Raw genomic sequence first — 26394 nt, 5'->3', positions numbered from 1 at the left:
TATTCTTTTTCCTAAATAAAATTCAGACCTATAAAGTAAGCCTAACTCGACCTAATTATGGGAGTCTTTGTTGAGTATTCGCATCAAACAAGTGCCATTTATCCTGTGGCGCTTTCAAGCCAATTTCACTATTAATCTCAGGTTGATGCGGGCCAGACAAACGCAAAACTAGATCCTGGTTCACCCCATCAATGGCGCCATATATTAGGGTTTCTGCCCCTAAAGATTCAACTGCTTTTACGCGCATTTTGAAATCCGCATCCTGTTCGCAAACAACAAGATGCTCAGGACGGATTCCCCAAGTCACTGGGCCATTGAATTCATGCTGAGTTTTCAATAAAACGCTTTCATTTTCGCCTAATATCAAGTTATTTGAGTCTAACGTCGCCGAAAACAGGTTCATCGCAGGAGACCCAATAAAAGCCGCCACAAAAGGGGTTGCAGGACGCTCATACAACTCAAGCGGTGAACCGATTTGCTCAGCATGGCCTTGATTCAGTACCACCAGCCTATCTGCTAAGGTCATAGCCTCAACCTGATCATGGGTCACATACAAGGTCGTTGTGCCTAACTTACGTTGCAATTGGCGAATCTCGACTCGCATCTGCACTCTAAGTTTGGCATCTAAGTTAGATAATGGCTCATCAAATAAGAAAACCTGTGGATCTCGCACCATGGCACGTCCCATAGCAACCCTTTGTCTTTGGCCACCAGACAGCTGCTTAGGTTTACGTTCCAATAAATGAGTCAAGTCCAGCATCTTGGCAACTTCATTTACTTTTTTCTCTATGCTTTCTTTATCCACGCCACGGTTTTTAAGGCCGTAACCCATATTGCCAGCCACTGTCATATGGGGATAAAGCGCATAACTTTGAAATACCATGGCAATATCACGATCAGCAGGCTCTCTATCATTCATACGAGTGCCATTGATGCTCAACTCACCATTAGTAATGGTTTCAAGCCCCGCAACCATGCGTAATAGTGTCGATTTACCACAACCAGATGGCCCAACTAAAACAATAAATTCACCATCTTTGATATCCAGGTCGACCGCTGGAATCGCATGAAAACCATTTGGGTACTTTTTGCCCACTTTACTTAAAACAACTGCAGCCATGGTGCTTACTTCTCCGAATCAACTAAACCTTTAACAAACATTTTTTGCATGCCGATAACGACTGCAACCGGGGGTAACATGGCTAAAATTGTGGTGGCCATAATGCTATTCCATTCGATTGCGCCATCTGCAACCGACACCATACGTTTAATACTCATCACCAAGGTGTAATAAGCATCATCTGTGGTGATCAACAAGGGCCAAAGGTATTGGTTCCAACCATAGATAAACAAGATGACAAACAAGGCCGCAATATTGGTGCGAGTCAGTGGCAATAGGATGTCAAAGAAAAAACGAACAGGGCCTGCTCCATCCATACGAGCCGCTTCGACCAATTCACCAGGCATGGCCATAAAGGCTTGTCTGAATAAGAAGGTCGCCGTTGCACTGGCAATAAGAGGTAAGGCTAAACCCGTGTAAGAGTTAAGCAAGTTAAGCTTAGCAACCACTTCATAAGTTGGCAGAATACGTACTTCAACAGGTAGCATCAGGGTCATAAAGATGAGCCAGAAACATAAAGACCTGAACGGAAAGCGAAAGAAAACAATGGCATAAGCCGATATCAAAGAGATAGCAATCTTACCAAATGCGATTGCTATCGCCATGACCAGCGAGTTAAACATCATTTTCCAAACAGGGACATCTACCCCATTACCTGCCGCGCTAAAGAGCACAGTTTGCCAAGTTTCCGTAGCATAGTTACCAAACCAAAGTGGCACACTACCTTGACCAAAAGCTTCTGCAGGGTGAGTCGAAGCAACAATCGCAACCCAAATAGGCAGTGCGACGGCAATAATGCCTAAAATCAAAACGCTATGACTAATAAAGGTTAACCAAGGGCGATTCTCTATCATACTGGTCTCCTTAGCTTGCTTCCCATCATTTCTGTTATCAATTTAAACTGTTTCATTAATACTGTACCCTTCGTTCAATAAAGCGGAATTGAACCACTGTCATTAGGCCAACTATCATCATCAAAATGACTGACTGAGCAGCGGAGCCGCCTAAATCAAGACCCACAAAACCGTCTTCATAAACCTTATAAACCAATATCTTAGTACTCTGACCTGGACCACCTGCTGTGGTGGCATCGATGACACCGAAGGTTTCAAAGAAGGCATACACAATATTCATCACCAGCAAGAAAAAAGCGGTTGGCGATAACAGAGGAAAAACAATATCCCAGAAGCGTCTTACAGGACCGGCACCGTCTATCGCAGCAGCTTCAATTAAAGAACGTGGAATAGCTTGTAATCCAGCAAGGAAAAACAAGAAGTTATAGCTGATTTGCTTCCAAGTAGCGGCAATGACAACCAAGACCATGGCATCGCCACCATTAACAAAGTGGTCCCACTCTATGCCCATATATTCAAGCCAAAGGGCAATCGGCCCTTGGGCTGGGTCAAAGAGGATCCACCAAAGTACACCCGCCAAAGCAGGCGCTACCGCATATGGCCAAATCAATAAGGTTTGGTACACCATTTGCCCACGAATAATGCGATCAGCCATGGTGGCTAAGACTAAGGCAATCGATAAGCCACTGACGGCAACAGCCATACTAAAAACAAGTGTTACGCCAATGGAGTTGTAGTAATAAGGGTCTTGTAGCAGCTCGATAAAGTTTTCAAACGCAACAAATTCACGACTAAGGCCAAATGCATCTTCCTGATAGAAAGCTTGCTCTATGGCTTGTCCTGCTGGCCATAAAAAGAAGACTAAGGTCACCAAGAGTTGTGGTGCGACCAAAAGCCAAGGCAGGGTTTTGTGGGGGAAAGTTACAGTCATGGTGTTTCCAGAAATCGGGTTTAGCGGTGGCTCTCATCCTATTCTTTTAAAACAATAGGATGAGAGCTGTTACGATAACAATCAGGTATTCAAACGAAACAACTCGTTTTCAGCTTGATTATTTGTTCGCTTTTTCAAACTTAGTCAACATCATGTTGCCGCGTTTCACTGCATTATCCAGTGCAGATTGAGCATCGGCTTCACCATTCCAAACGGATTCTAGAGCTTCATCAATCAGACCACGGATTTGGATAAAGTTACCTAGACGTAAACCTTTGGTATTTTCAGTTGGCGTGCCAACTGTCATTTGTTGTACCGCAACTTCTGTACCTAGGTTTTTAGCATAAAAGCCTTCACCCTTAGTCAGATTGTAAGCCGCTGTCGTGATAGGCAAGTAACCACTAAACTGGTGCCAATCTGCTTGTACATCAGCAGATGAGAGGTAGTTTAGGAAAGAGGCAACACCCTTGTACTCTTCTGACTTATGACCTTTAAGTACCCATAAAGATGCGCCACCGATAATGGTGTTAGAAGGTTGTTTCACTTCACTTGCCCAGTAAGGCAACTCAACAACACCAAAGTCGAACTTGGCATTTTTCTTAATACCCGCATAACCCGCTGAAGACTCGGTGTACATGGCACAATCTTGGCTGTAGAACTTAGCTGCACCATCGTTACGACGACCAGAGTAGCTGAAGATGCCATTTTGCTGCCATTCACCCATCTTGCTCACGTGTTTCACTTGCAGAGGGCTGTTAAAGGCTAGACGAGTGTCCATGCCGCCAAAACCGTTTGCTTTGGTTGCAAAAGGTTGGTTATGACGTGAACTCATGTTTTCTAAATGAACCCAAGATTGCCATGCTGTGGTGAAACCACATTTAGCGCCAGATGCTAGTAGTTTCTCACCTACGCTTTGCATTTCTTCCCAAGTCTTTGGCGGTGTAACACCGGCTTTAGCAAACATAGCCTTGTTGTAATAAAGCACAGGAGTAGAACTGTTGAATGGCATAGACAGCATATTACCGTCATTGTCTGTGTAATAACCTGTCACGGCACTTAGGTATTTGGAACCGTCAAAGGCTTGTCCTGAATCACGCATTAACTTATGTACAGGGTAAATAGCGCCTTCAGCCGCCATCATACTTGCTGTACCTACCTCGAAAACCTGCACCAATTCAGGCTGTTGCTTAGCACGAAACGCCGCAATGGCTGAGGTCATTGTTTCAGAGTAATTACCTTTATAAGTTGCTTTCACTTTGAAAGCATCCTGTGAGGCATTGTAATCAGCAACGATTTCGTTAACTTTTTCTCCAAGCGCGCCACCCATGGCATGCCACCACTCAATTTCAGTCGCAGCAAAACCAGAACTAGCAATAGATGCACCTAACAACAGGGCAGATAATTTACGTTTTTGCATAACAAGGCTCCTCGTATGAGCTTATTTTTGTAATTCGAGGCGAAATTTAACAATCAAATATGACACTTCTGTTTAACCAAGAAGGTCTAAATCGATCAAAAAAGAAGCAATAATTAATTCCGTTTTATGTTTTACCTAACTTTAGTTTCAAATGAAAGCTATAATTTACTTTCGAACGAACATTTTTTGTTTAAGTTGCAATTATCATCGCCAAAAAGCTCATATGAAATCAAATTTATTTTCGTTTAGTTACAATTAATTTTCGTTTTAAAGGCAGGTTTTTGTAAATTTAACAATTTTGTAACATTTAAGATTGATTTTCGTTCGAAACAATGAAAACCTTAAAAAGCATAAATTTGAAACTAAACTATCTGATTTACCTTGTTTTTTTGCTAAAACTTGGGGATTTTCGCCCTCACGACTTAAGATTAATGTGTGGCTATTCGGAGACTTTTTCACAACTGGAAGATATAAATGAATGAACTAATACACCTAGCGGGCGCTATTGCACTGTTACTTTGGGCAATACGCATGGTTAAGACAGGCTTTGAACGTGCTTATGGACGACGCTTAGAAAACGCGATACGTCTGATGACACGCAACCGGCCTCAAGCCATGATGTTAGGTGTTGTATCAGCTGCCGCACTGCAATCTGGAACAGCAGTTGTACTCCTTGCCGCAGGTTTTGTTGCCTCAAGCGCACTCGGTATTATTCCTGCTCTTTCCTTAGTTGTCGGTGCCGAAATTGGCTCTAGCCTGATGGCGCTTATCCTAAGTTATGACTTATCACTCTTCTCTCCCTTTTTATTATTAATTGGCTACATCAGTTTCCAACGCGCCAGTAAAAGGCGATTCAAATACTGGGGCCGTATTTGTATGGGCCTTGGCCTGTTATTACTTGCTTTGAGCCTAGTGTCACAAGCAACGGCGGGCATGCGTAGTGGTAATGGCATGGATATCTTATTGAGTATTCTGGGCCATGATGCCGCGCTAACCCTCTTTCTGGTCGCTCTTTTTACTTGGATAGTCCATTCCAGCTTAGCGGTCATCTTGATTGTGGCAAGCTTGGCAAGCTCTGGCGCTATCCCACTGGATATGTCCATCATGATGGTACTGGGTGCCAATGTGGGTGGTGCGCTGCCAGCACTCAGTTCAGGCTGGAGCTTAAATCAAAAAGGCCGCTTAATTATTATCGGCAACCTTGTGATTCGCATTGGTGTGGTGTGTATTGGCTTAGCCGTTTACTTCTTAGAAATTAGTCAACTCATTTCATTAGAAGCGATGGGGTTAAGCTCACCTATGGTGTTCCACTTATCTATCAATATGTTAAATGGCATACTTTTCCTCGCCAGCTTGCCATTATTAGCCCGTACATTAGAAAGCTATTTCCCAGCACCTGAGGCAAGTACAGAAACTAAGTCCGTCAGCGCCGTTTATTTATCACAAGATGATATTGGCCACCCAGTTAGAGCCATGGCCAATGTACGTAATGAAACACTGAGAATTGCTGATATTGCCTTTCAGATGTTAGAAGGTATTCCAGAGGCCTTTAACAATGCTAAGGGTATCTCTAAGGTGAAAAACCTAGATGATGATATCGACCATATTCACCGCGAAGTAACCTATTACTTGTCTTCGATCGAGAATTTAAAGTCCACCAAGGAAGCTCAAAATAACTGGCAAGATGCCTTTAATTTCGCCACTAACCTTGAGCATGTGGGAGATATTGTCGATGCCAGCCTAATGGTCTTAGCCCGAAAGAAACACAAGGCAGGCATAGCATTTTCCGAAAGTGGGCAACAGGAGCTGGACGCCCTATTCGAAGAGCTATTTGAGATATTCCGTTTATCCCAAGCGGTTTATGTATCGCAAAACCCAGGGCTTGCCAATGAGTTAGTCGATGCTAAACATGTGTATCGTAATAAGATTATTTTGTGTCGAGAGCAACATACCCAAAGGCTAAGGGAACAGATTTCAGCAAGTTTAGAGTCGTCTCAAATTCATGTGGATATATTGCGAGATTTACAGCGGATTTGTTCTTTACTAGTCGCGACAGCCTACCCCATTATCAAACGCGATGGCTTTAACTAGAAGCCACCGCGATAAAGCTGGAACAGACTAGGACACTCAGCTAGCCGATTTCTATCACTCTTGGAGAAATGGGCTGGCTCTTAAAGAACATAAGGGACTGAGGTCGAGAGAACCAATAACCTTGATGCAGATTAATACCTAAAGCCTGAACAATTTCTTTTTGCTCTTGGGTTTCAACTCCCTCCACCAAGGTGGTTTTACCAAGGGATGAAATAAGTCGATGGATATAATCTATGGTGCGGCTGTCTTTCCCCACTTGCTCGACAAAAGACTTATCAATTTTTACCACATCGGCGGGAATCTTATGTAGATAAGCTAAAGATGAGTAGCCAGTACCAAAGTCATCAATGCTAATGCCCACACCTAATTTATGTAGTTGATTAACATTACTGTCTTCATCATCTATGCCATCTAGCAAAGCCGTTTCTGTTAGCTCAACAATCACATCTTGTGGTTTAAGCCCAGCTTGAATGATCTTCTCTTCCAAGCTACTAACGAAATCCGCTTGGGCCAGGTGCAAGCCAGAAATATTTATCGACATGCGAATACTGTCATCTGAGCCCTCACGGAACTCTTTAAGATCTTGCAAGGCCTGCCTGATAACCCAGTTTTCTATGCTATGTATCAGACCGGTGGATTCCGCAATACGTATTGTCTCATCAGCTGAAATATAACCTAGCGACTCACACTGCCATCGAATAAGCGCTTCATAAGAATCGATTTTATTGGTGCCAACATGATAAATAGGCTGGTAATGCAAACTCAGTTCACGGTTTTTAATAGCTTGAGAAAGGTTCTGCGCCAGAATCCCCAGTCGCTTGTTCTCTTTCTCCATACCAGGACGATAACAAACAGCACGGCGCTTACCCGTTCGTTTTGCCATATACATGGCAGCATCGGCGCAACTGATAATCTCTTGGGTAGTAATACCGTCTTGAGGGTAAATTGCCGAACCGACACTGGCAGCCACATCCATAGGCACACCAAACTCACCATAAAAGGTATGGGAAACGGCGTTTAATAACTTATCGCTCAACACATCGATAGGCAATGGCAACTCATCCAAACCACAGGTCCAAATAAACTCATCACCACCAAAACGACAAGCGTGCCCTTTAGAAAATAGGGTTGCAGACAATCGAGCAGAAACCGATTTAAGCACCTGATCACCACAAGCATGACCAAATGAATCATTGATCATCTTAAAACCATCTAGATCGAGGTAAAAAATGGCGAAATGTTTCTTTTCATCACGATAACTTTGTAGGCGATCAAATAAGCCTCTGCGGTTTAATAAACCAGTCAACAGGTCTGTGTGAGAATCTTTTTCGAAGGCTCTTTCTTGTAACTTACGATTATGAATATTGTATTGGTGGATTAGAATTTTTTTCATACCATCTTGAGAGGACAAGGTAGCATCTAGGTGGTACCAGACTTCCATCCCTTGACGGCGACATAGAACATCACCTTTAAATTGGCCGCTGGACTCTAAGCTGGTATAAATCTGAGCCAGTTTACTGCCCATGACAATCAACTCATCCAACCTAATGTCTTCTGAACCTATGTCTTCTTTGAAAGGTGGGTTGGCACTGATAAAGGTGCCATCTAGCTGATAGCTCGACATCATCACAGTCGAGCCAACTAACTCCATATCTGGAATCAGATCTAAGGTAAGAGCTTCACACAGCATGGCCATACGACCATCTTTGAGCACATGCCCGCTCATGATTAATAAGGCTTTTTTGACGATATCCTTAGGCGTAAAAGTCCAAAATTCGCCTCGTGTTTCGCCTCTTCGAAAAGCCTGCTGGTAGTCTAATAAACTAGACCTTACCGCATCCGAAGAACCAACTTTGAAATCTCGTGTGCGTAGCTCTTCGGGACTGTCCGCTTCCCAAAGCTCCAATGCTTTTTCATTCGCCCAAGAGATACAGAAGTTATCTATATCGTAAACCCAGACGGCTGTTTTTAATTTACTAAAAGGGTCATTCATAACTGGCTTTAGTTTTTATTGTTTGTGTTGAGTCCATTTCACTCAATCATAGTAACAAGCGCATAAAAAACTGAACACTCGAATATGTGTAAATTCACATAAATCCACAATTGTGAAACAAATGTTTTATACCCTAACTTGTCACACGGCATTTTTTGATGATAATGAGCCCTCATCACACAAATGTAGGACAATTGCAGTGCAATTACTCAGTATAGATTGTTTGGGCAAAGAGCTAAGATTAGAAGGCACTTTATCTGGTTGGCAGGCATTATTTTGGGATAATCAGTTAGTCTCAGAAAAAAGTGCCAGTGCAGATCCGGACCCAATGTCGAATCATAGTTTTAGCCTGCAAAATGGCGAAACCGAAATCCTATGCGAGCTCAATTGTCAGCTAGATTGGCAACCCTTTAGTTTAGAGTATGAACTCAAGATCAACCAAGAAATGGTTAGCTCTAATCGCGTGCAACAGTCCGATATCGAAAAACGTATTCCAGAAGAAAGACAAGGGCCAAAAGAAAAGGTCAGCGCGTTTGGCTTAATGTCTTTAGCCTTTAAATTATTTAAAAGCGTTAAGGTCATCAAAGCCTTGCTAGTTGCGGGCAGTTTAGCAGCTTACTCTTGGTTGTTTTCACTGCCTTTTGCTTTGGGTTTAATCCTCTGCCTTGTGGTACATGAATATGGCCATATTAGAGCCATGAAATACTTTGGTATGAAAACCAAAGGCATTTATCTAATCCCCTTTGTGGGCGGTTTGGCACTCTCAGAAAATAAAATAAACACCCGCTGGCAAGAAGTAGTGATTGCCATAATGGGGCCTTTCTTCGGTCTGCTCTTATCCTTAGCCAGCTTAGTTATTTACTGGTTCACTGGCATAGAAATGTTTGCTGGGCTCGCGGTTTATAATGCCCTACTTAATCTCTTCAATTTATTACCTATTTTGCCATTAGATGGGGGTCATATTATGAAGAGTATTACCTTCTCCATGCACTCTGTGGTGGGCTTGGTATTATGTATTCTTGGGGCGGCATTAGGTGTACTAACGAGTTACTACTTTGGCCTAGCCTTGCTTGCTCTTATGCTTGCGATCGGTAGTAGTGAAATCATGATGGAATGGAAAATGCGCAAGCATAATCAGCTATTACCGCTAGATAGGTATGGGCAAATTTTCTCTATCGTTTGGTATCTGGGCACCATGATTACCCTAGCCAGCATTATTTATGTGCTAGGCCAAGGCGATAACGAAGCCCTCTCACTTCCTATGAAGATACTGGGTAGCTAAAACCGAGCAAAAAAGTGCTTATTTAAGTGATTTAAATGCCTCTAATGCGGCTTCGCGGGAGGCTTTTAAATCAATGATAGGGTTAGGGTAAGTCTCTCCCAATTTAACGCCAGCCTCTTGCAGCACGAGTTCAGGAGCCTCCCAAGGGGAGAATAGGTACTTTTTCGGTAACAAAGAAATTTCGGGTACAAACTTTTTAATATACTCTCCTTCCCCATCAAATTTCTGCCCCTGTACTACAGGGTTAAATATCCTGAAGTATGGGGCGGCATCTGCACCAGAACCTGCAACCCACTGCCAACTGGCACTGTTGTTAGCAAGATCCGCATCCAATAAAGTATCCCAAAACCAGCGCTCACCGTGATGCCAGTGAATACGCAAATTTTTAACCAAAAAGGAAGCAACAATCATGCGTACCCTGTTATGCATATAACCTGTTTGCCATAGCTCTCGCATACCAGCATCAACCATGGGAATGCCTGTTTTTCCTTGTTGCCAAGCCCTGAGTAGCGCGCCTTCATGGGTTCCATCGTCTGCCAACCAAGGGAAGTCATCAAACTTAGGTTGAAGGTTTTGAGTAGGTAAGTCTGGATTCAAAAACAATTGGCTATAGGAGAATTCACGCCAACCAAGCTCACTACAAAAATGATCGACGTGCTCATTATCTGCTTCTCTTTGCGCCCCATACCAGAGCTGATTTGGCGAGATCTCACCAAAATGAATATGAGGAGAAAGGCGTGTCACAAAAGACTTTGAAGGGATATTACGACCTTCTTTATAATTAGCTAAGCCTTCTTTTAGGAACTGAAAAAACTGACTTTGCGCCTTGTCTTCCCCTATCTGCCACAGGCCTTTAAATGCCTCATCCCAAGCCACTTTTGGCAAGAGATTTAAACGCTCTAAGGTCTGACAGTTATCATCAACAAGATAAACATCATTATTGTCAGGTCTGGGCAAAGGTTCCCTTGGCATTTCGGCTTTTAAACAACCTTTACGATAAAAAGGTGTGAAAACTTTATATGCTGTGCCGTCCGGCTTTTTAATCTGCCAAGGCTCCCATAGAAGCGACCCATTATAGCTTTCGACTTGAATACCCTTCTCTTTCAGTGCCAGCTTAATCTTCTCATCTCGTCGCATGCGCCAAGGCTCATAACAACGATTCCAAACCACATGCGTCACACCAAGCCTCTCAATAAGCGCTAACAGCACCTGAAGCGGCTCACCCTTATACAAGTTTAAACGTCCAGCGAGTGTGGTATCTAGCGCATTTAAAGAATGATGTAACCACCAGCGGCTGGCTCCTCCCATCGCCCATTCGTTAGCATTCTTATCATCAAGAATATAAATAGGCAGAACGTTTCCTTGGTTAACCGCTGCCATTAATGCAGGGTTATCAGATAAACGTAGGTCTTGGCGAAACCAATGAATCACTAAAGGTCTATTCATGGGGCTATCTCCTGACCATCCCAAGCAAAGCATTTACCCGTTTGACTGGGAGTTAACTCTAATAGGGTTTCCAATAAATAATTTGCTGAATCAAGAGGTCGAAAGAGCTTACCTGCAGGGACATTGGCCTGAAATGGCTTAGATAAATCACTGTCTACTGTGCCTGGATGCAAGCCCACTATGATGGCGCTCTTGTTACGTCTTGCGGTTTCAATGCCCGCATTTTTAATCACCATATTAAGGGCAGATTTAGAAGCACGATAAGCATACCAGCCACCTAAAGCATTATCAGAGATACTGCCCACTCTGGCTGATAAGGCGGCAAAAACCGAGGCTGACTTTTTACTTAGTTGCGGAATAAAATGTTTGGCCAAAAGAGTGGGCGTAATGCAGTTGGCTTGATAAAGCGCCATCATTTTTTCAGCCGATAAGTCTCTCAATGATTTCTCTGGCATTAGCCCTCCTTGATGCAATATGCCAGTCGCCACTATGACTAAATCAAGCGGGCCCGTTTCTGCCGCCAAAGCAGCACATTTCGCGATTGACTCTTCATCCTCATAATCAATCCTAGCTTCTTGATATCTATCTAATTTTTCACTAAAGGAGTGAGAATGAGAAGTGCGAGAAAAACCATAAACACTCGCCTCAGGAAAGCGGCTAATAAGCGTCTCAACGAGGGCATTACCTATGGCACCAGAGCAGCCAAGGATGACAACTTTTTTAATATTGGCAGCTTTAAGAGTCTCTTCGAAAGTGCTCATATCCTCTCCTCTTGCTGATTTAGATCAGAATTTATAAGTTCTTGATTCATAGCATTAAAAAGACTTTGAGCACTGTTAAGCGCTCCTGCAACGTCACCAGAATCTAACCAGTCTCCACAAATCCCTAGATTGGATTCTGTATCTAAAATATAAGAGAGGCTTTCATCTGAACCCACCCTATGCCGAGCTAAACGCCAGTAATGGGACGTTAAAATACGCACTGGATCATGAATGGCAAACTGTAAACAGAAGGCTTGGGCCATCTCTAAAGCAGCTTCTTCGTGAGAAACACCCTCTTGTTCTTGTGCCTTGGCCCATTTAGGACAGCTTTCTAGCATCCAGATATCTTTATCGGTGGCATGATTGACCGCCTCATGCAAAATGCTTTTATAAGATAAACGAGTCGCTTTCGCTAAAATGCCATGCCCTCCTTGATACACACCAACCCTGTGATCAAAAAAAGTATTGGTTTCTATAGCACAAACATACTGCCCCAAACTCATCTCAGAAGCCGTCTTAACGCTTTGATATTCTGCTGATTTTTCAACTAATTCTGAGGCAGTTAACAAGTCTAAGGCTTGCTCAGCAGGGCTGGTGATAACGACCTTATTGGCCATCACAATAAGCTCCCCCTCCTCATCGTATAAGTACCATACCGAACTCATTTGATTAATTTGGCTGACCCGACAAGAGGTAATTTGCCTGACCCCAGTTGCCATATGTTTGTGCCAAGTGTTCATAGAAGGAAACGCAGTCAGCTCGAAGGCTGGCTCTTCAAGGTGCTCAAAGGCTTCGAACCCAAAGTGACAAGTCTGATAGCGCCAAGAGGTCAAAACCCCGGCTTCTTGCCAAGTATGAATGCGATCTTCAAGGGCCTTATACTTAATAGATTCTGGCGAAAATGACGCGGCCCCCATATCAAGGCTTACTTGATGTTCGTTATTCGTGCCCTTGTTAGACAGCCTATTTGGAGAAGCCGATAAAGGCGCAGAAACCGTTACACGCCTGCGACTACAACGCCCTCCTAGACCACGGCTTTTTTCAATCAAAACACAATTAATATCTGCTTCCTGCAACAAGTTCGCCATCAAACACCCTGATGTCCCTGCTCCGATAATCGCAACATCAATACACTCAGCGGATGTTTCACGACTCGCAGCTTCTTCTTTTTTAACAGGTATTTCACTTTCAAAAGACATAGCCCTCTCCACTAGACCCATCAAGTTGTACAAAAACAGATAGCTATCTATACAATTAAATATTTTGTATAAGTTTATTCTTGTACATAAACCAAAAATGTACAAGAATAAATTTTATAATAGTGAATGATAAAGTTTAGCTTGTTAGTTTGAAGACGGTATTTGAGGCGTGAGTTTTGATGGTGAATAGATGAATCTAGTATGAGTTTTGTTTTCTGTGGAATGTTTTAGCAAAGGATTATCATCATTGATTAATAATCCTTAATGAGAATATCCAGAGGAATGTTCAGCCCTTTATGCAATTTACGTATCATATTCAAAGATAAACGACGCTGAAATTTTAAAATCTCTGTCACTCGGCTGCGGGTTCCCAAAAGGGGCACTAGATCTTTATCTTCAAGGCCTTGTTGTTCCATACGAAATCGAATGGCTTCGATAGGGTTAGGTGGATCTATAGGGAAATGTGTTTCTTCAAACACATTGACTAAAGTGCCAAGAATTTCAAGCTCATCACCCTCTGGCGTATTAAGCTCGGCCTCCCAAAGCTCTTCGATTCGAGCAAGGGCAGCTTTATGATCTTGGGCTGTTTTAATTGGCTTAATTTGCATTTTCTATTTTCCCCTTGGTCTTTTACATCTTGGTTTTTTTACTCTGACTCATCTTGTTACAGCTAGATAGTTGCGGCATTCACTTTGTCATACTGGGCATGAGTACCAACAAAACGCACATAAACCATGGCAAAAGCATAATTAACCGCGACAATTAAACGGTATTTATTCCCATGAATATTAAATACAACTCGGTTATTACCAACAAAACTAGCACTTCGGTATAACGCTTTTATATCTTGTGGCGTTTTCCAGTTAGCCTTTTTAACTTCGTCATACCAGGATTTGAGCGGCTGTTCAGCATCTCGATAACTTGCTTGTAGCCAAAAATCACGCAAACTTGCTCTCGATATAATTCGCATACACTTCCTTTTCCCATTATGGGAAATACTTAATATTCCGTCAATATATTTTTCCCGTTTCGGGAAATTCCTTTTTATAAGAGAAGCTTCTACTTCAACTAGCTAAATATTAGCAACGCAAAGGTTATGATTTAAAAGATAAAAGGAGCTGTTTCAAAAAGACATAAAACTAGGCTGTTAACAGAGAGTTTTAATCAATACATTGATTTCACACAAAAAAAGACTGATAGTGTCTTGGGGTGATAGCCATGCGTTTTTTGAAATGTCGTTGAAAGTGGCTTTGATCTGCAAAGCCTAAATCACTTGCGGTATCAATCAGGCTTCGACCATCTTGCAGTAGCAGTTTGGCTTTCTTGATACGCTGATCTAGCTGAAAAGCGTGGGGGGATTGACCATATGCCTGTTTAAAACTACGTACTAGGTGATAACGGCTCAAACCCACTTCTTGGGAGAAATCATCCAAGGCGATATTTTGCTCTAGGGCATCCATTATCATGTCTTTAACACGGCTAACTCGATTAATATCAGGACGAATCAGGTCTGGGTGTTTAGCATATTTGGCTTCAAAGGCATGTTGTATATAGTCCAGTAACAAGCACTCGGCAGCCAGTAGGTCATTTTGTGATAACAAGCTATTAAAAAGCTGCTCAAAAAGTTGGTAACTTCTCGCATCTCTCTGGTAATTGTCATCAAAAGGCAAGAAATCCCAAGCATCTCCTTTGAAAATCTCGTGTTGTTGCTGACCCACATAATTCGCATCTAAGAAGAGCATACGATAGGACCATTCACCATCGGCAGGGTTACAAGAATGCGCATCTCCGGGGTTTATGGTAACCGTATCCCCTTGGATGATGTCATTGTGCTTATGCAGGTTTTGATAGTTAGCTCGGCCTTTATCTATCACTCCAAAGGAGAACTCATCATGGCTGTGAGTCTGGTAACAGGCGCTTGAACCATTGGCTTGACGTAATTCAGCATAGGGCAATAAGGGGCTTTTCTTGAAAAATACCGTATCGTCTTGAGCCATTTACTACCTCCTTGCTTTGGTTAAAAACTAACCGTCATTAAGACAACTAAGATTACTAACAAGATCGCCATAAGTCGATTAAATAACACCTGCTGCTTAGCGTTAGATAAAAAGCGACGAATGACGTCTCCCATCAAGGCCCAAGAACCAATCCCAATAAAACACATAAAGAATGAGACAAGACAAAAAGCCAAGAGGTACAGATAGTAAGGGTTATTCACATTCACAAATACTGCCACCCCAGACATAGACACTAACCAAGCTTTTGGGTTGAGCCATTGACTTAAAGCGCCCTGTAATAGGCTAGGAGGTGATTGCTTCTGGCTATCGTCTTCCATGGATTGCACAGGTGCTGAGCCGATTTTATACGCCATATAAAGCAGAAAGGCAGAGCCACACACTTGTAGCACTTGGCTCAAGCTAGGAAAGGCAAAAAGCAGTTGGCTTAAACCAATACCTGCTAAAAATACAATCAAGGTATACGCCAACGTCGCGCCAATCACATGGGGAAGGGTACGTTTAAAACCGAAACTGGCTGCGGTTCCTGTGGCAATAATATTCACAGGTCCTGGGGAAATCGCGCCTATCAAGGCAAATAGCATCATAGAAATAACGACAGCAAACATTTCAGCATCCTCAAAAGGTTCTCACACGATATGAATGCTTGCAGTTTAAATCAGCCTCATTTGAAAAGATTGAACGTTATTGCGCTGCGCCAAAACTCATACTTTATTTTGTGTTGCGAAAATTAGAACAATAAATTCATTTTCAACTACTTATTCATAACAGAGAGATTAGTAAGAATGGCATGAAAGCTAAGTAAAGAATTCAGAGGTAGCTATGACAGAAGTGAATACGAGTAAAAAAGTGACAGGCACAACCGTCGGCATTATCGGTTTAGGTAGCATGGGCTATGGCATGGCTAAAACCCTGCTACGAGAGGGCTTTCATGTCATAGGGACAGATCTTGGCGAAGAACAAAAGCGAGCAGCCCAAGCTTTGGGCGTCACCATAGCAGCAGATACAAAAGCACTTTGCCAAAGCTGCCAAGTGATTATTCTGTCTCTGCCTATGGCTAAACATGTGCAAGCGGTTATCAAGGGTGAGGGCGGCATTATAGAAAACGCGCAAGCCAATAGCTTGATTATGGATACGTCTACCTCTGAACCTGAGGTAACACGCGCTCTAGCAGCTGAGTTAGCGAGTCATGGCCACCAGCTTTTAGACAGCCCAGTCAGTGGCGGTCCAGCAGGCGCAGCGGCTGGCACCATGGTGATGGTAGTTGGAGGTGAAATTGCAGCCTTACAAAGAGCAAAACCTTTCTTAGATGCGCTAAGCAGCAAGGTGGTGCACCTAGGTGAATCTGGCAATGGCCATGTGGCGAAGTTAATCAATAACCTGCTATGCGCTGCCCACCTTGTGACCACCGCCGAAGCCATTTCTCTTGGTAAAAAAGCTGGGCTTGATCCAGAGGCGTTAATTGCAGGTTTAAATGCGGGTTCAGGCCGAAGTGCGGTGAGTGAAGTGAACTTTCCTCGCTGGATTTTAAATGAGGAATTTAACTCAGGTTTTACCATGCAACTTATGCGTAAAGATGTGCGTCTTGCTAAGCAGTTGATAGAAGACATGGGGTTAAGCTTGCCAATGGCAGAGCAAACTTCGTCAATTTGGCATGCAAGTGCAGACAATATCGCCGATCAGGACGACTTTAACTGCATCATCAAAAATATAGACCAGATCAATGAACACCCAAAAGGAGAAGAGTCATGAGCCTTAATATCCAAAAAAACGGAGAGCAAGAAGTCGAGCAACTTCTAATCACACTTTTAGGTGATAGTCGCTTTGGCAGTTGGGTAGCGGGTGAAATGGCTTTAGGTAAAGGCGAAACAATTCATCTGACTAACCCTGCCACAGGCCAGCACTTTATGAGTTACCAGGATGCAGGCGAAGCCATTGTACAAACCGCTGCGGATGCAGCCATGGCTGCTCAAAAGCGTTGGTGGGCGAAAACAGCAACCGCCAGAGGCCAGATTATGTGGGCTTGTGGCGCTAAAATACGCCAAGTCGCAGAAGAAGTTGCCCAGCTAGAGTCTATTTCAGCCGGTAAGCCCATTCGAGATTGTCGAGTAGAGGTCGCTAAAGTCGCTGATATGTTTGAATACTATGGTGGCTGGTGTGACAAGATGACAGGTCAGGTTATCCCTGTTCCCACTAGCCATCTGAACTACACACGTCACGAACCTTATGGTGTGGTCACTCAAATTACCCCATGGAATGCTCCTGTCTTCACGGGTGGTTGGCAAATAGCGCCGGCCATTTGTGCCGGTAATGCCGTGTTATTAAAACCCTCTGAATTAACCCCTTTAAGCACAACTGTACTGGTTAAATTGATAGAGGAGGCAGGTGTACCCAAAGGTTTAGTCAATGTCATTAATGGCTTAGGCCACACCACGGGTGCCGCTGCTATTGCGAACCCAGCAACGAAAAAAGTCGTTTTTGTTGGTTCACCTAAAACAGGCGGCATCATAGCGGCAGCATCCGCCCAAAGAGTGATTCCTTGTGTACTTGAGCTAGGTGGCAAGTCTGCCAATATCGTCTTTAATGATGGAGATTTAGACAGAGCCGTCGTCGGCGCACAAGCAGCCGTTTTTGCAGCGGCGGGACAAAGCTGTGTCTCGGGTTCACGCTTATTAGTACAAAGAGGGGTTTACGCAGAAATGGTCGAGAGGCTTGCTTCTGCAACCAGCAAAATTCCAGTTGGTTTGCCTTGGCTAGACGACACCATGGTAGGCCCAATTAATAACTTAACCCAATACCAGCATATCAATAGTTTGGTTAATCAAGGGGTTGCTGAAGGCGCTGTAGTTGCTAGCGGAGGCTGTCGAGCTGATATCCGTGGCGGTGAAGAAGGCTACTTCTATCGTCCCACCGTATTAGCTGAGGTTGATAATGCCATGGCCGTGGCACAAGAGGAGATCTTTGGCCCTGTGGTGTCTGTGATTCCTTTTGATGATGAGGATGAGGCTGTTGCCATTGCTAATGCAAGTCGCTTTGGCCTAGCGGGAGCAGCGTGGACAGCGGACGTAGGTAGAGCCCATAGAATGGCAGCTCAAGTGAATGCCGGCACTTTTTGGGTGAATAGCTATAAGGCCATCAATGTTATGTCGCCTTTTGGTGGGTTTGGCGAGAGCGGCTATGGCCGCTCAAGTGGCTATGAAGGCTTGTTGGAATACACTCAAACCAAGAGTGTTTGGGTCGAAACCGCCAGAGATGCGGCGATTCAATTTGGGTATTCAATAGAGTAAGTGCACCTCATCTGTTCACGATGAGACCCTAGCGTTTCTGCTATCTCTGGTTCACAGGATATGACAGAAGCGCACTTTTTCAGCGCCTTGTTTTGCTTGTTTTAACTAGTACTTGTTTTAACTAATTTAAGGGGCGCTGCTTTTTATTCGGAGGTAAGATGGCCGATTTTAAACGCGAAGTAGACACAGAAAATCTTTGGCAAAGGATTCTTGAGGAAGCGCAAGCGATAGCAAATGAGTTTGAGCTACTAAGCCGCTTTTATCAAAGAAACATCCTTCAACATCCTAGTTATCAGGCAGCGCTTGCTTATGTACTTGCCGAGAAGCTAAGCGACTCTCCAGAGCAAGTAGCAAGATGGCAAGACACATTAGAAGTCACCATGTTAGCTGAGCCTAAGATATACCAAGCCGCCTTGGCAGACCTTTTGTGTCAATTACAAACGAATGCCTCTATCAAGGATCATTACACTCCCTTATTGTACTTTGGTGGCTATCAAGCCCTTGAGTGTCATAGGTTTTCTCACTATTTTTGGCACCATAATCAAGAGGCACTCGCCTTGTATATTCAGGGCCGCATGGTCTCTCTCTTTGGGGTCGATATACACCCAGGAGCGAAAATAGGTGCAGGCATCTTTATGGATCACGCGGTGGGTATCGTGATAGGCGAAACGGCGGTTATTGAAGATGATGTGACTTTGTTCCAAAGTGTCACCCTAGGTGGCACAGGAAAAGGTGAGGGTGATAGACACCCTAAAGTCCGTAAGGGCGCTTTTATCGGCGCGGGCACTCAGGTATTTGGCAATATCGAAATTGGCGAAAACGCCAAGGTTGCAGGGGGCACTGTGGTGGTAAAAGCCGTTGCGGCTAATACTACAGTGGTTGGTAAAGTTGCTCAGCCGCTTGCATCTAATACGCTCAGTTCAAACATAAAAAAGCATAAGGATTAGGCATGACTAAAAATCATCTTGGAATAGATCACCCTCTGGTTGCAGTCAAGGATATGGACAAGGCCTGTGAAGACTTTGCTCGCTTAGGCTTCTTTATTAACCCAAGACACCATCACCCTTGGGGAACAGACAACCACTTGCTTATGTTTCCTGAAAACTTTATCGAAGTGATCAGTATTTATGACGCCTCTAAGCTGGATCAGAAAAATGAGAAAGGCTTTGCCTTCGGCCGCTTTATCAGTGATTCCTTAGCGCGCAAAGAAGGCTTAGCTCTAGTCGCACTGCACAGTGAAGATGCTAGGCAAGATCATCAATTAATGCAGGATAGGCTAGTCGAAAATCAAGGTTTAGTGGATTTTCGTCGTATCGCCCACAGACCAGATGGTAGCGAGGAAGAAGCCGTTGTCTCCCTTGTTATGCTGATTAATACTGAGTTTCCGGCTATTTCTCATTTCTTTTGCCACCAGCACAAGCCCCATCTAGTCTGGGTTAAAGACTGGATGACACATGCCAATGGTGCAAATGCCATTACCAAAGTCAGTTATGTGGCAGACTCACCAGAAACCCTTTATCCAAGGTTTGTCGGTATCTATGGCGAAGAGGCGGTAACACTGACAGAAGACATGTTAGAAGTAAGTACAGATAGAGGCGATTTTGAAATATTCACACCAGCACAGGCTCAAATAAGATTTGCAGGTGTAGAGGTGCCTATTACCCCTGAACAACAACCGAGTGGTGTCGCGATTCGCGTCACAACCCACTCTATTACTAAGGCGAAGGCCCATTTGGACAAAAATCAGGTAAGCTACCACACCACAGAAGAAGGTGGCTTGCGCATCCCGGCAAGCTATGCGGGCAATACCATTATTGAAATATACCCAGAAAAAGCTGAGGACTAAGCATGTCATTCATCCCAACCGAAGGGGAATTACACCAGACTATGCGCCAGTGGCGCAGAGATCTCCACGCTCATCCCGAAACCGCCTTTGAAGAACACAGAACGGCGGCCAAAGTGGCCGACCTACTAACGAGTTTTGGCTTAGACGTCACCACAGGCATAGCCGAAACTGGGGTAGTGGCCACGCTTAAGGGCAAGCAAGAAGGCCCTAATACTATCGCCCTAAGAGCCGACATGGATGCACTTCACCTAGAAGAGCTTAACGCCTTCGACCATTGCTCTAAACACAAGGGAAAAATGCATGGTTGTGGCCATGATGGCCATACGGCTATGTTGTTAGGCGCTGCTAAATACCTTGCGGAACATAGAGATTTCGCAGGCAGTTTAGTTTTTATCTTCCAACCCGCGGAAGAAGGTGAAGCCGGCGCTAAGCGTATGTGTGAAGAAGGCTTGTTTGAGCGTTTTAACATAGATGCGGTTTACGGTATGCATAACTGGCCAGGGTTAGAAGAAGGGCATTTTGCCGTCCATGATGGCCCTGTTATGGCCTCTATGGATGTGTTTGATATTAAGATCACAGGCAAAGGCTGCCACGCAGGCATGCCACATATGGGCGTCGACCCTGTTGTGATAGCAGGGCAGTTAATCACTTCGCTACAAAGCATCGTCTCAAGAGTATTAAACCCGCTTGAATCGGGTGTCATCAGTATTACCAAGATGCAAGGAGGCGATGCCTATAACGTAGTACCTGACAGTGCCACCTTATCTGGTACCTGTCGTGCCTTCTCTAAACAAACTCAGGATTTGCTTGAAGCCAATATGCGCCAGCAAGTCGAAAACCTGTGCCAAGCTTATGGGGCCGTGGGAGAGCTAGACTATCGCCGTGTTTATCCCAGTACCATTAATGATAAAGAGCATAGTGAAACCTGCGCTTTAGTGGCTAATTCACTCGTTGGTAGCGAAAAAGTAGAGCGCAACCTAGACCCAAGTATGGGGGCAGAAGACTTTGCCTTTATGCTAGAGCAAAAACCTGGGGCTTACATCTGGATAGGCAATGGTAGCGCGGAAGGTGGTCGTGGGTTACATAACCCCTACTATGATTTTAATGACAAGGTACTGGCCTTAGGCGCAAACTTTTGGGTGAAGTTGGTACAACATAAGCTCGCCATTAATAAAGAGCGCTAGCCGCTAACTAATCAACACAGCCTTATAGGGAGAAGCAATGAAAGAGATAAAAGAACAGCGCCTTGCTTACCTCTATGAGGCTGTTAGCCTAGGTACGGTAAGAGCCGCTGCTGACAAGCTCAATTTAGCCCCATCTGCGGTCAGTCGACAAATTGCCTTACTAGAAGAAGAACTCGCCTGTACCCTAATAGAAAGACACCGAAAAGGTGTAACTGCAACAGAAGCTGGGGAAATACTACTCAGCTATTATCGACAATCCTTATCTAGCGAAGAAACCTGCTTAGCCAAGTTACAAGCGTTAGAAGGCTTAGAAAGAGGCCATATCAAGCTCGCAGTGGGAGAAGGCTTTGTCAGTGATCTCATGTCTGGCCCTTTACCTGAATTTAATAAACGCTACCCAGCTTTAACGCTTTCTATCAATATGGGCGGCTCTAACGAAGTGATTCGCCAAGTAGAAGAAGACGAAGCCCACATGGGTTTGTTATTTCATCCAACCAGCCAGCCTAATATTCGCTCTCAAGCCATTAGCTGCCAGCCCATTTGCGCCATAGTCTCTCCTGACCACCCAATTACTCAGCTAGAAAGGCCACTGAGCCTAACCCAATTATTAGACTATCCCGTCGCCTTGCAAGAGCCGCAATTTGGTATGCGACAACTGCTAGCCATGGCTGAATTCCAAGAGAAGATACGCTTTAAACCTGTTTTAACCACAGACTCTATCGCTGTATTAAAGCAGTTTGTGCGCTCAGAAATGGGCTTTACCTTTATGCCAGCCTTTGTCGTCTCAAGGGAAATTGAAGATAAGCAGCTTGTGGCAATTCCCATAGATAATCAGCTTCTTGCCCAAGGGGAAGCGCACATGATCACACGGCTTGGTCGTCAATTATCAGCAGGTCCTCATCAGCTATTACAACATCTGAGCGCTTGGATGAAAGCCTTTAACGAATAGCGTATTTAGAAAAATGCTTCCTGAGAAAAAACAGGTAATGAAAACCTTAAAAAGAAAGAAAAGAATAGAAAAGTGGCAATTTAAACCAAAAAAGGCCAGCTTTAAAAGCTGGCCTTTTTGAATGATGGTGCCCTGACGCGGAATCGAACCACGGACACGAGGATTTTCAATCCTCTGCTCTACCGACTGAGCTATCAGGGCAATCGCGCAGCATTATATAGGATGTTTTACGAAATCGCGACCTTATTTTTCAGTATCTTAGCGTCACTTCTCATTACAAAATAAAGTGCTCAATTAACACTCAGCAGTTAACCCTTTTTAAGCTTTAAAAAGAGGTTCGTTTCTTAAACACTTTATCCATGAAAGGCAGAAACGCGCTGCCAATAATGATAAGCACACCCACTACAGCTAACTCATTAGGTAATTCACTAAAGAGAAAGTAGCCCAATATCAATGAGTAGATCATTTTGGCATATTCAACATTAGCCACAATATTAGCTTCAGCAAGTTTGTAAGCACTAACACCAACCCACTGAGCGATAGATGAGATAACACCCACGAGCACGAGTAAGAGCCACTGGGTCGCTGTGGGCGATTGCCAGACAAACAAACTAGGAATGAGCGCAATCAAACCAACAAACACGGCTTGATAAGTCAGCAAGACAGTACGAGATTCTGTTTTCGACATCTGACGCACACAGACCACAGCAATCGCAGCCCCTAAAGCCCCACCTAAACCCGCCAAGGTATACAATAAAGAAACTGCTTCAAAACTGGGTTGCACCACCAGCATGACACCCACAAAGCCTACTAAGACAGTCACAACCCGGTTCACACCGACAGATTCGGATAAAAAGATTTTGGAAATGATGGCGACAAATAACACTTGAGTAAAACCAAGGGCAGTCGCATCTGCCAAAGGCAAATTACTAACAGTGACAAAGCCTAGGTACAAAGCTAAAAAGGCACCTAAAATACGTAACAGATGCAGTTTTACTTTGGCAGGTTTGAGCAATACATCTAACGACACCCAGATAGCTGGCATCAGTACCAGAATAAACACGAGCTGGCGCACAAGGAGAATTTGAAACAGATCTATTTGCTCGCTGAGAATACGCACTAGGGCACCCACACACACAAACAGACACGTAGAGACCAGAGCGAGAGCCACGCCCTGCAAGGGTTTGGGTAATTGATATTGTTTCATGAGACTGAGCATAATTGATTCACCTTATTCAACTGGATAGGTATTTTCAAGGTGTAACCAATAGACAGGTCAAAGGAAATTTTAAAGATAGTCTTACAGAAAGTAGTAAGACTATCTCGCTTTCAAGCAAATCATTAGTGTGCTTATTAGCTAAAAAAGAATGACTAAAGTTAACAGACTTAAAATCATCCTTTTATTTCAGAGGTTTGTAAGGCTATTTGTAAAAATAGCGTGTCATATCACACTGGAAAATTCATCACTACGTACTTCACGTTGAAATGGTTGGCCAACTTGTTCATGTTGGTAATACAGATAGATTTCTCTTGAAAGAACTGGTGTAGGTAAGAGGAGGGGACATCTGACATTTCGGACAGTAGATTGAGGCTGCCTTTACACATTTGGCCGTCCACTTCTTGCTGGTTAACGAGAAAGTCGGCCATCCTTAAACGTAACATGGCTTCGAGTTGCTCAACGCCTATGGCATCAAACTCAGGTAATTCATTGCTTCCTAGCTGATTGGCGATACTTGTATCTCTTTTTTCGATGGCGTCCATACCTTTCCTTAGTTTTGATTATTCTTTAGACCTAAATAAGACCAGTCTTGGCCTCTATCCTTAAAGCCTGCCTTTCTTATTATGCGATAAGCGCTCTGTAATTTGAATGGCGTAGTCTAGGGAAGTTGCGGTTAAGCCTCCTATTTTCAGTCTGCTCTTTTAAAGCATATAGAGAAAAGTATCTATCAAGACGTCTCTTTGACTTAATCTAGGTCCCTTTCACGAAGAGACAACGTAGGCTGAAAGGCCCGAAGGGCGTGCCCTAAAAGCATAAAACTATAAAATTTAGGTCATAAAAAAGCCCCACAGACCAAGGCCTATGGGGCTTTTTGCTTTTGCAAATTGCTCTATTTGCGAAAGTCTGAACGAAAAAAGGCCAGCTTGAAAGCTGGCCTTTTTCGGAAATAATGGTGCCCTGACGCGGAATCGAACCACGGACACGAGGATTTTCAATCCTCTGCTCTACCGACTGAGCTATCAGGGCAAGTGCGGCGTATTATATATGAGACGGCTTAGTCGTCAACCACTTTTTTAAATAATTTTGATTTTTTTAACAATGACTTAGCTATCCTTGAATTTCTGATAATATGCAGCCTATCTAAAGAGGCCCAATTTATGCTTAATATTGTTTTGTACCAACCGGAAATTCCACCTAATACAGGTAATGTCATTCGCTTATGTGCCAATACTGGCTATAGGCTACATTTGATCGAACCTTTAGGTTTTGATTTAGACGAGAAAAAAGTACGTCGTGCAGGCTTGGATTATCATGAAGTAGCCCGTGTAAAACGCCACAAAGACTGGCAAGCTTTTGTCGACTCTCAAGAAGAGTTAGGCAATGTTTATGCGTTAACGACCAAAGGCTGCAAGATTCCGAGTGAAGTTAAGTTTGAAGAAAATGATGTCTTGGTATTTGGTCCAGAAACCCGTGGTTTACCCATTGAGTTTATCGAAGCCTTACCAGAAGAGCAGAGACTAAGACTGCCTATGCAGCCTAATAGCCGTAGTTTGAACCTGTCTAATACGGTTGCCATCATGGTGTATGAGTCTTGGCGTCAGCTGGATTATGCTATGCCAGCAGAATTAGACTAGAGGCGAGTTAACGACTAGCGAATAGGATTAAGTAAGAGGGGTGATTCACTAAGATGCATTCATTTTGGTCAAGTTTCAGGAAGAAAAGAAAGCGCGGTGATTTTCGTAAGCGTGTCTTTATGCATGCTGCTCGAGATTTAAAAACCCGATTTCTATTATTAGCCTTGGTATTAGCGGCCCATAGCATCGCTATGGTGTTATTCGAAGAGATGGATTGGTGGCAAGCATTCTGGCTTACCATGACGTCGGCAAGTACCACGGGTTATGGTGATATTTCTGCAGCCAGCTTTTGGGGGCAAGCCACCACCATAGTGCTGATTTACGGATTAGGCATAGCCTTACTTGCACAGATTGCCAGTGATTACATTGAGCTTAGAATTCAAAAGAAAGAGATGGGCATTAAAGGCCAATTGGAGTGGGAAAACATGCATGACCATTTGTTAATTATCAATACCCCGACTTTATACACTGAATCCTATTTAGAGCGTTTGGTTGATCAGGTATGTAACACTCCTGATCTTGAAAATACGCCTATTCAGTTTTTAACGCCTGACTTTCCGGAAGGCTTGCCACTTAGCTTACGAAGCTTTGGTGCGGTTCACCAGACAGGTGAAGCCACTAATGAAGGTGCGTTAGAAGCCTGTAGTGCTGAAAAAGCCAAGTTTATTGTGGTACTGAGCCCTGATAGCCAAAATGCTCACAGTGATAGTCTCGTCTTCGATATTCTTCATCGTATCAAAGCACTTAATAGCTCAGCCTATATCTTAGCTGAGGCAGTTAATGACCATAATAGAGCTAGATTTAAAGAAGCGGGCGCTAATGCGGTTATTCGTCCTGTCAGGGCTTATCCTGAGATGCTGGTACGTTCTCTTATCGCACCTGGCACAGAGCAAGTACTCGAAGACTTATTCCGTCACCAAGGGGATCACACGGTGCGTTTGCAAGTCACTATTCGTGATACGAGTTGGGCCGATGTCGTAATTACTTTGATGAAAGCAGGAATTGGTACGGCTTTGGGTTATGAAAACACTCAAGGTGAGATAGTGACTCAGCCAAAAGCTAAGTTAGAGATCCAAGCGAACTCTCTGATCGTAATGGTAGATGATGATAATGCTTTGCCAGATAAGCAGAGTTTGCAGGCACTGTTTACTCACTAAATAAAACCG

24 protein-coding genes and 2 tRNA genes are annotated in these 26394 nt (G+C 43.8%); 10 read left to right on the top strand and 16 right to left on the bottom strand.

Going from position 1 to position 26394, the window contains the following annotated elements; genetic code table 11:
• Window positions 1-55 precede the first annotated feature (55 nt).
• The 4 genes from OA91_RS16715 to ugpB form a co-directional block, all read right to left on the bottom strand.
• A complete protein-coding gene (locus OA91_RS16715; RefSeq protein WP_063339172.1) occupies window positions 56-1120 on the bottom strand; it encodes a sn-glycerol-3-phosphate import ATP-binding protein UgpC in 1065 nt (354 codons plus the stop codon).
• A 5-nt stretch (window positions 1121-1125) separates the two neighbouring features.
• Window positions 1126-1974, bottom strand: a complete 849-nt coding sequence (ugpE, locus tag OA91_RS16710; RefSeq protein WP_046015528.1) for a sn-glycerol-3-phosphate ABC transporter permease UgpE — start codon at window positions 1972-1974, stop codon at window positions 1126-1128.
• Between the two features lie 55 nt (window positions 1975-2029).
• Complete coding sequence (gene ugpA / locus OA91_RS16705) at window positions 2030-2905, bottom strand: sn-glycerol-3-phosphate ABC transporter permease UgpA (protein ID WP_063339171.1); 876 nt, start codon at window positions 2903-2905, stop codon at window positions 2030-2032.
• A 118-nt stretch (window positions 2906-3023) separates the two neighbouring features.
• Window positions 3024-4322: a sn-glycerol-3-phosphate ABC transporter substrate-binding protein UgpB gene (gene ugpB / locus OA91_RS16700; RefSeq protein ID WP_046015526.1), complete on the bottom strand. Its 1299-nt coding sequence runs from the start codon at window positions 4320-4322 to the stop codon at window positions 3024-3026.
• Window positions 4323-4796: 474 nt separating this feature from the next.
• Here ugpB and OA91_RS16695 point away from each other — a divergent pair, with 474 nt between their 5' ends.
• Complete coding sequence (locus OA91_RS16695) at window positions 4797-6413, top strand: Na/Pi cotransporter family protein (protein WP_063339170.1); 1617 nt, start codon at window positions 4797-4799, stop codon at window positions 6411-6413.
• Between the two features lie 40 nt (window positions 6414-6453).
• Here OA91_RS16695 and OA91_RS16690 read toward each other — a convergent pair whose 3' ends face one another.
• Window positions 6454-8406 (bottom strand): putative bifunctional diguanylate cyclase/phosphodiesterase, encoded by a 1953-nt coding sequence (locus OA91_RS16690; RefSeq protein ID WP_063339169.1) that lies wholly within the window; start codon window positions 8404-8406, stop codon window positions 6454-6456.
• A gap of 199 nt (window positions 8407-8605) precedes the next feature.
• On the opposite strand from OA91_RS16690, the gene OA91_RS16685 reads away from it, so the two are divergent.
• The gene (locus OA91_RS16685) at window positions 8606-9688 is read left to right on the top strand and encodes a site-2 protease family protein (RefSeq protein WP_063339168.1); all 1083 of its coding nucleotides are present in this window, start codon (window positions 8606-8608) and stop codon (window positions 9686-9688) included.
• An 18-nt stretch (window positions 9689-9706) separates the two neighbouring features.
• Here the strand turns inward: OA91_RS16685 and OA91_RS16680 are convergent, their stop codons facing one another.
• The 7 genes from OA91_RS16680 to OA91_RS16650 all read right to left on the bottom strand — a co-directional run bounded on the left by OA91_RS16680 (window position 9707) and on the right by OA91_RS16650 (window position 15717).
• Complete coding sequence (locus OA91_RS16680) at window positions 9707-11134, bottom strand: cryptochrome/photolyase family protein (RefSeq protein WP_063339167.1); 1428 nt, start codon at window positions 11132-11134, stop codon at window positions 9707-9709.
• Window positions 11131-11895 carry an SDR family NAD(P)-dependent oxidoreductase gene (locus tag OA91_RS16675; protein WP_063339166.1) on the bottom strand — a complete coding sequence of 255 codons (765 nt, stop codon included), beginning with the start codon at window positions 11893-11895 and terminating at the stop codon, window positions 11131-11133. Before OA91_RS16675 ends, OA91_RS16680 begins: the two co-directional genes overlap by 4 nt.
• A complete protein-coding gene (locus OA91_RS16670; RefSeq protein ID WP_063339165.1) occupies window positions 11892-13094 on the bottom strand; it encodes an NAD(P)-binding protein in 1203 nt (400 codons plus the stop codon). Before OA91_RS16670 ends, OA91_RS16675 begins: the two co-directional genes overlap by 4 nt.
• A gap of 251 nt (window positions 13095-13345) precedes the next feature.
• The gene (locus tag OA91_RS16665) at window positions 13346-13702 is read right to left on the bottom strand and encodes a helix-turn-helix domain-containing protein (RefSeq protein WP_063339164.1); all 357 of its coding nucleotides are present in this window, start codon (window positions 13700-13702) and stop codon (window positions 13346-13348) included.
• Window positions 13703-13764: 62 nt separating this feature from the next.
• Window positions 13765-14064: a type II toxin-antitoxin system HigB family toxin gene (locus OA91_RS16660; RefSeq protein WP_063339163.1), complete on the bottom strand. Its 300-nt coding sequence runs from the start codon at window positions 14062-14064 to the stop codon at window positions 13765-13767.
• A gap of 208 nt (window positions 14065-14272) precedes the next feature.
• Window positions 14273-15091 carry a helix-turn-helix transcriptional regulator gene (locus OA91_RS16655; RefSeq protein ID WP_063339162.1) on the bottom strand — a complete coding sequence of 273 codons (819 nt, stop codon included), beginning with the start codon at window positions 15089-15091 and terminating at the stop codon, window positions 14273-14275.
• 20 nt (window positions 15092-15111) lie between these two features.
• Entirely contained in the window at window positions 15112-15717 is a 606-nt protein-coding gene (locus tag OA91_RS16650; protein ID WP_063339161.1) for a LysE family translocator, read from the bottom strand.
• A gap of 214 nt (window positions 15718-15931) precedes the next feature.
• On the opposite strand from OA91_RS16650, the gene OA91_RS16645 reads away from it, so the two are divergent.
• From OA91_RS16645 to OA91_RS16620, 6 genes are all read left to right on the top strand, one after another.
• The gene (locus tag OA91_RS16645) at window positions 15932-16861 is read left to right on the top strand and encodes an NAD(P)-dependent oxidoreductase (protein WP_063339160.1); all 930 of its coding nucleotides are present in this window, start codon (window positions 15932-15934) and stop codon (window positions 16859-16861) included.
• On the top strand, window positions 16858-18396 hold the full coding sequence (locus OA91_RS16640) for an aldehyde dehydrogenase family protein (RefSeq protein ID WP_063339159.1): 1539 nt from the start codon (window positions 16858-16860) through the stop codon (window positions 18394-18396). Before OA91_RS16645 ends, OA91_RS16640 begins: the two co-directional genes overlap by 4 nt.
• A gap of 158 nt (window positions 18397-18554) precedes the next feature.
• Window positions 18555-19343, top strand: a complete 789-nt coding sequence (epsC, locus tag OA91_RS16635) for a serine O-acetyltransferase EpsC (RefSeq protein WP_063339158.1) — start codon at window positions 18555-18557, stop codon at window positions 19341-19343.
• 2 nt (window positions 19344-19345) lie between these two features.
• On the top strand, window positions 19346-20242 hold the full coding sequence (locus OA91_RS16630; RefSeq protein ID WP_063339157.1) for a VOC family protein: 897 nt from the start codon (window positions 19346-19348) through the stop codon (window positions 20240-20242).
• Window positions 20243-20244: 2 nt separating this feature from the next.
• A complete protein-coding gene (locus OA91_RS16625) occupies window positions 20245-21426 on the top strand; it encodes a M20 aminoacylase family protein (RefSeq protein ID WP_063339156.1) in 1182 nt (393 codons plus the stop codon).
• A 37-nt stretch (window positions 21427-21463) separates the two neighbouring features.
• Entirely contained in the window at window positions 21464-22375 is a 912-nt protein-coding gene (locus tag OA91_RS16620; RefSeq protein WP_063339155.1) for a LysR family transcriptional regulator, read from the top strand.
• Between the two features lie 125 nt (window positions 22376-22500).
• On the opposite strand, the gene OA91_RS16615 is transcribed toward OA91_RS16620, so the two are convergent.
• The 4 genes from OA91_RS16615 to OA91_RS16600 all read right to left on the bottom strand — a co-directional run bounded on the left by OA91_RS16615 (window position 22501) and on the right by OA91_RS16600 (window position 24620).
• A tRNA-Phe gene (locus OA91_RS16615) sits at window positions 22501-22576 on the bottom strand.
• A 124-nt stretch (window positions 22577-22700) separates the two neighbouring features.
• Window positions 22701-23594: a DMT family transporter gene (locus tag OA91_RS16610; RefSeq protein WP_063339154.1), complete on the bottom strand. Its 894-nt coding sequence runs from the start codon at window positions 23592-23594 to the stop codon at window positions 22701-22703.
• Between the two features lie 227 nt (window positions 23595-23821).
• On the bottom strand, window positions 23822-24136 hold the full coding sequence (locus OA91_RS16605) for a hypothetical protein (protein WP_063339153.1): 315 nt from the start codon (window positions 24134-24136) through the stop codon (window positions 23822-23824).
• 408 nt (window positions 24137-24544) lie between these two features.
• Window positions 24545-24620: transfer RNA gene (locus OA91_RS16600), tRNA-Phe, on the bottom strand.
• A 131-nt stretch (window positions 24621-24751) separates the two neighbouring features.
• Between OA91_RS16600 and trmL the strand changes: the two genes are divergently transcribed.
• On the top strand, window positions 24752-25228 hold the full coding sequence (gene trmL / locus OA91_RS16595; protein ID WP_046015509.1) for a tRNA (uridine(34)/cytosine(34)/5-carboxymethylaminomethyluridine(34)-2'-O)-methyltransferase TrmL: 477 nt from the start codon (window positions 24752-24754) through the stop codon (window positions 25226-25228).
• A gap of 53 nt (window positions 25229-25281) precedes the next feature.
• Window positions 25282-26385: a potassium channel protein gene (locus OA91_RS16590; RefSeq protein WP_063339152.1), complete on the top strand. Its 1104-nt coding sequence runs from the start codon at window positions 25282-25284 to the stop codon at window positions 26383-26385.
• Window positions 26386-26394 lie beyond the last annotated feature (9 nt).

Origin of the sequence: Marinomonas sp. SBI8L, from assembly GCF_001624705.1 — a bacterium.
GTDB lineage: Bacteria > Pseudomonadota > Gammaproteobacteria > Pseudomonadales > Marinomonadaceae > Marinomonas.
This window is presented reverse-complemented; position numbering and strand designations above follow the sequence as displayed.

What these genes read in the sequence shown, in the direction of transcription:
- OA91_RS16715 (WP_063339172.1), bottom strand. Translation starts at nt 1,120, where the DNA reads ATGGCTGCAGTTGTTTTAAGTAAAGTGGGCAAAAAGTACCCAAATGGT.
- ugpE (WP_046015528.1), bottom strand. Translation starts at nt 1,974, where the DNA reads ATGATAGAGAATCGCCCTTGGTTAACCTTTATTAGTCATAGCGTTTTG.
- ugpA (WP_063339171.1), bottom strand. Translation starts at nt 2,905, where the DNA reads ATGACTGTAACTTTCCCCCACAAAACCCTGCCTTGGCTTTTGGTCGCA.
- ugpB (WP_046015526.1), bottom strand. Translation starts at nt 4,322, where the DNA reads ATGCAAAAACGTAAATTATCTGCCCTGTTGTTAGGTGCATCTATTGCT.
- OA91_RS16695 (WP_063339170.1), top strand. Translation starts at nt 4,797, where the DNA reads ATGAATGAACTAATACACCTAGCGGGCGCTATTGCACTGTTACTTTGG.
- OA91_RS16690 (WP_063339169.1), bottom strand. Translation starts at nt 8,406, where the DNA reads ATGAATGACCCTTTTAGTAAATTAAAAACAGCCGTCTGGGTTTACGAT.
- OA91_RS16680 (WP_063339167.1), bottom strand. Translation starts at nt 11,134, where the DNA reads ATGAATAGACCTTTAGTGATTCATTGGTTTCGCCAAGACCTACGTTTA.
- OA91_RS16675 (WP_063339166.1), bottom strand. Translation starts at nt 11,895, where the DNA reads ATGAGCACTTTCGAAGAGACTCTTAAAGCTGCCAATATTAAAAAAGTT.
- OA91_RS16670 (WP_063339165.1), bottom strand. Translation starts at nt 13,094, where the DNA reads ATGTCTTTTGAAAGTGAAATACCTGTTAAAAAAGAAGAAGCTGCGAGT.
- OA91_RS16665 (WP_063339164.1), bottom strand. Translation starts at nt 13,702, where the DNA reads ATGCAAATTAAGCCAATTAAAACAGCCCAAGATCATAAAGCTGCCCTT.
- OA91_RS16660 (WP_063339163.1), bottom strand. Translation starts at nt 14,064, where the DNA reads ATGCGAATTATATCGAGAGCAAGTTTGCGTGATTTTTGGCTACAAGCA.
- OA91_RS16655 (WP_063339162.1), bottom strand. Translation starts at nt 15,091, where the DNA reads ATGGCTCAAGACGATACGGTATTTTTCAAGAAAAGCCCCTTATTGCCC.
- OA91_RS16650 (WP_063339161.1), bottom strand. Translation starts at nt 15,717, where the DNA reads ATGTTTGCTGTCGTTATTTCTATGATGCTATTTGCCTTGATAGGCGCG.
- OA91_RS16645 (WP_063339160.1), top strand. Translation starts at nt 15,932, where the DNA reads ATGACAGAAGTGAATACGAGTAAAAAAGTGACAGGCACAACCGTCGGC.
- OA91_RS16640 (WP_063339159.1), top strand. Translation starts at nt 16,858, where the DNA reads ATGAGCCTTAATATCCAAAAAAACGGAGAGCAAGAAGTCGAGCAACTT.
- epsC (WP_063339158.1), top strand. Translation starts at nt 18,555, where the DNA reads ATGGCCGATTTTAAACGCGAAGTAGACACAGAAAATCTTTGGCAAAGG.
- OA91_RS16630 (WP_063339157.1), top strand. Translation starts at nt 19,346, where the DNA reads ATGACTAAAAATCATCTTGGAATAGATCACCCTCTGGTTGCAGTCAAG.
- OA91_RS16625 (WP_063339156.1), top strand. Translation starts at nt 20,245, where the DNA reads ATGTCATTCATCCCAACCGAAGGGGAATTACACCAGACTATGCGCCAG.
- OA91_RS16620 (WP_063339155.1), top strand. Translation starts at nt 21,464, where the DNA reads ATGAAAGAGATAAAAGAACAGCGCCTTGCTTACCTCTATGAGGCTGTT.
- OA91_RS16610 (WP_063339154.1), bottom strand. Translation starts at nt 23,594, where the DNA reads ATGCTCAGTCTCATGAAACAATATCAATTACCCAAACCCTTGCAGGGC.
- OA91_RS16605 (WP_063339153.1), bottom strand. Translation starts at nt 24,136, where the DNA reads ATGGACGCCATCGAAAAAAGAGATACAAGTATCGCCAATCAGCTAGGA.
- trmL (WP_046015509.1), top strand. Translation starts at nt 24,752, where the DNA reads ATGCTTAATATTGTTTTGTACCAACCGGAAATTCCACCTAATACAGGT.
- OA91_RS16590 (WP_063339152.1), top strand. Translation starts at nt 25,282, where the DNA reads ATGCATTCATTTTGGTCAAGTTTCAGGAAGAAAAGAAAGCGCGGTGAT.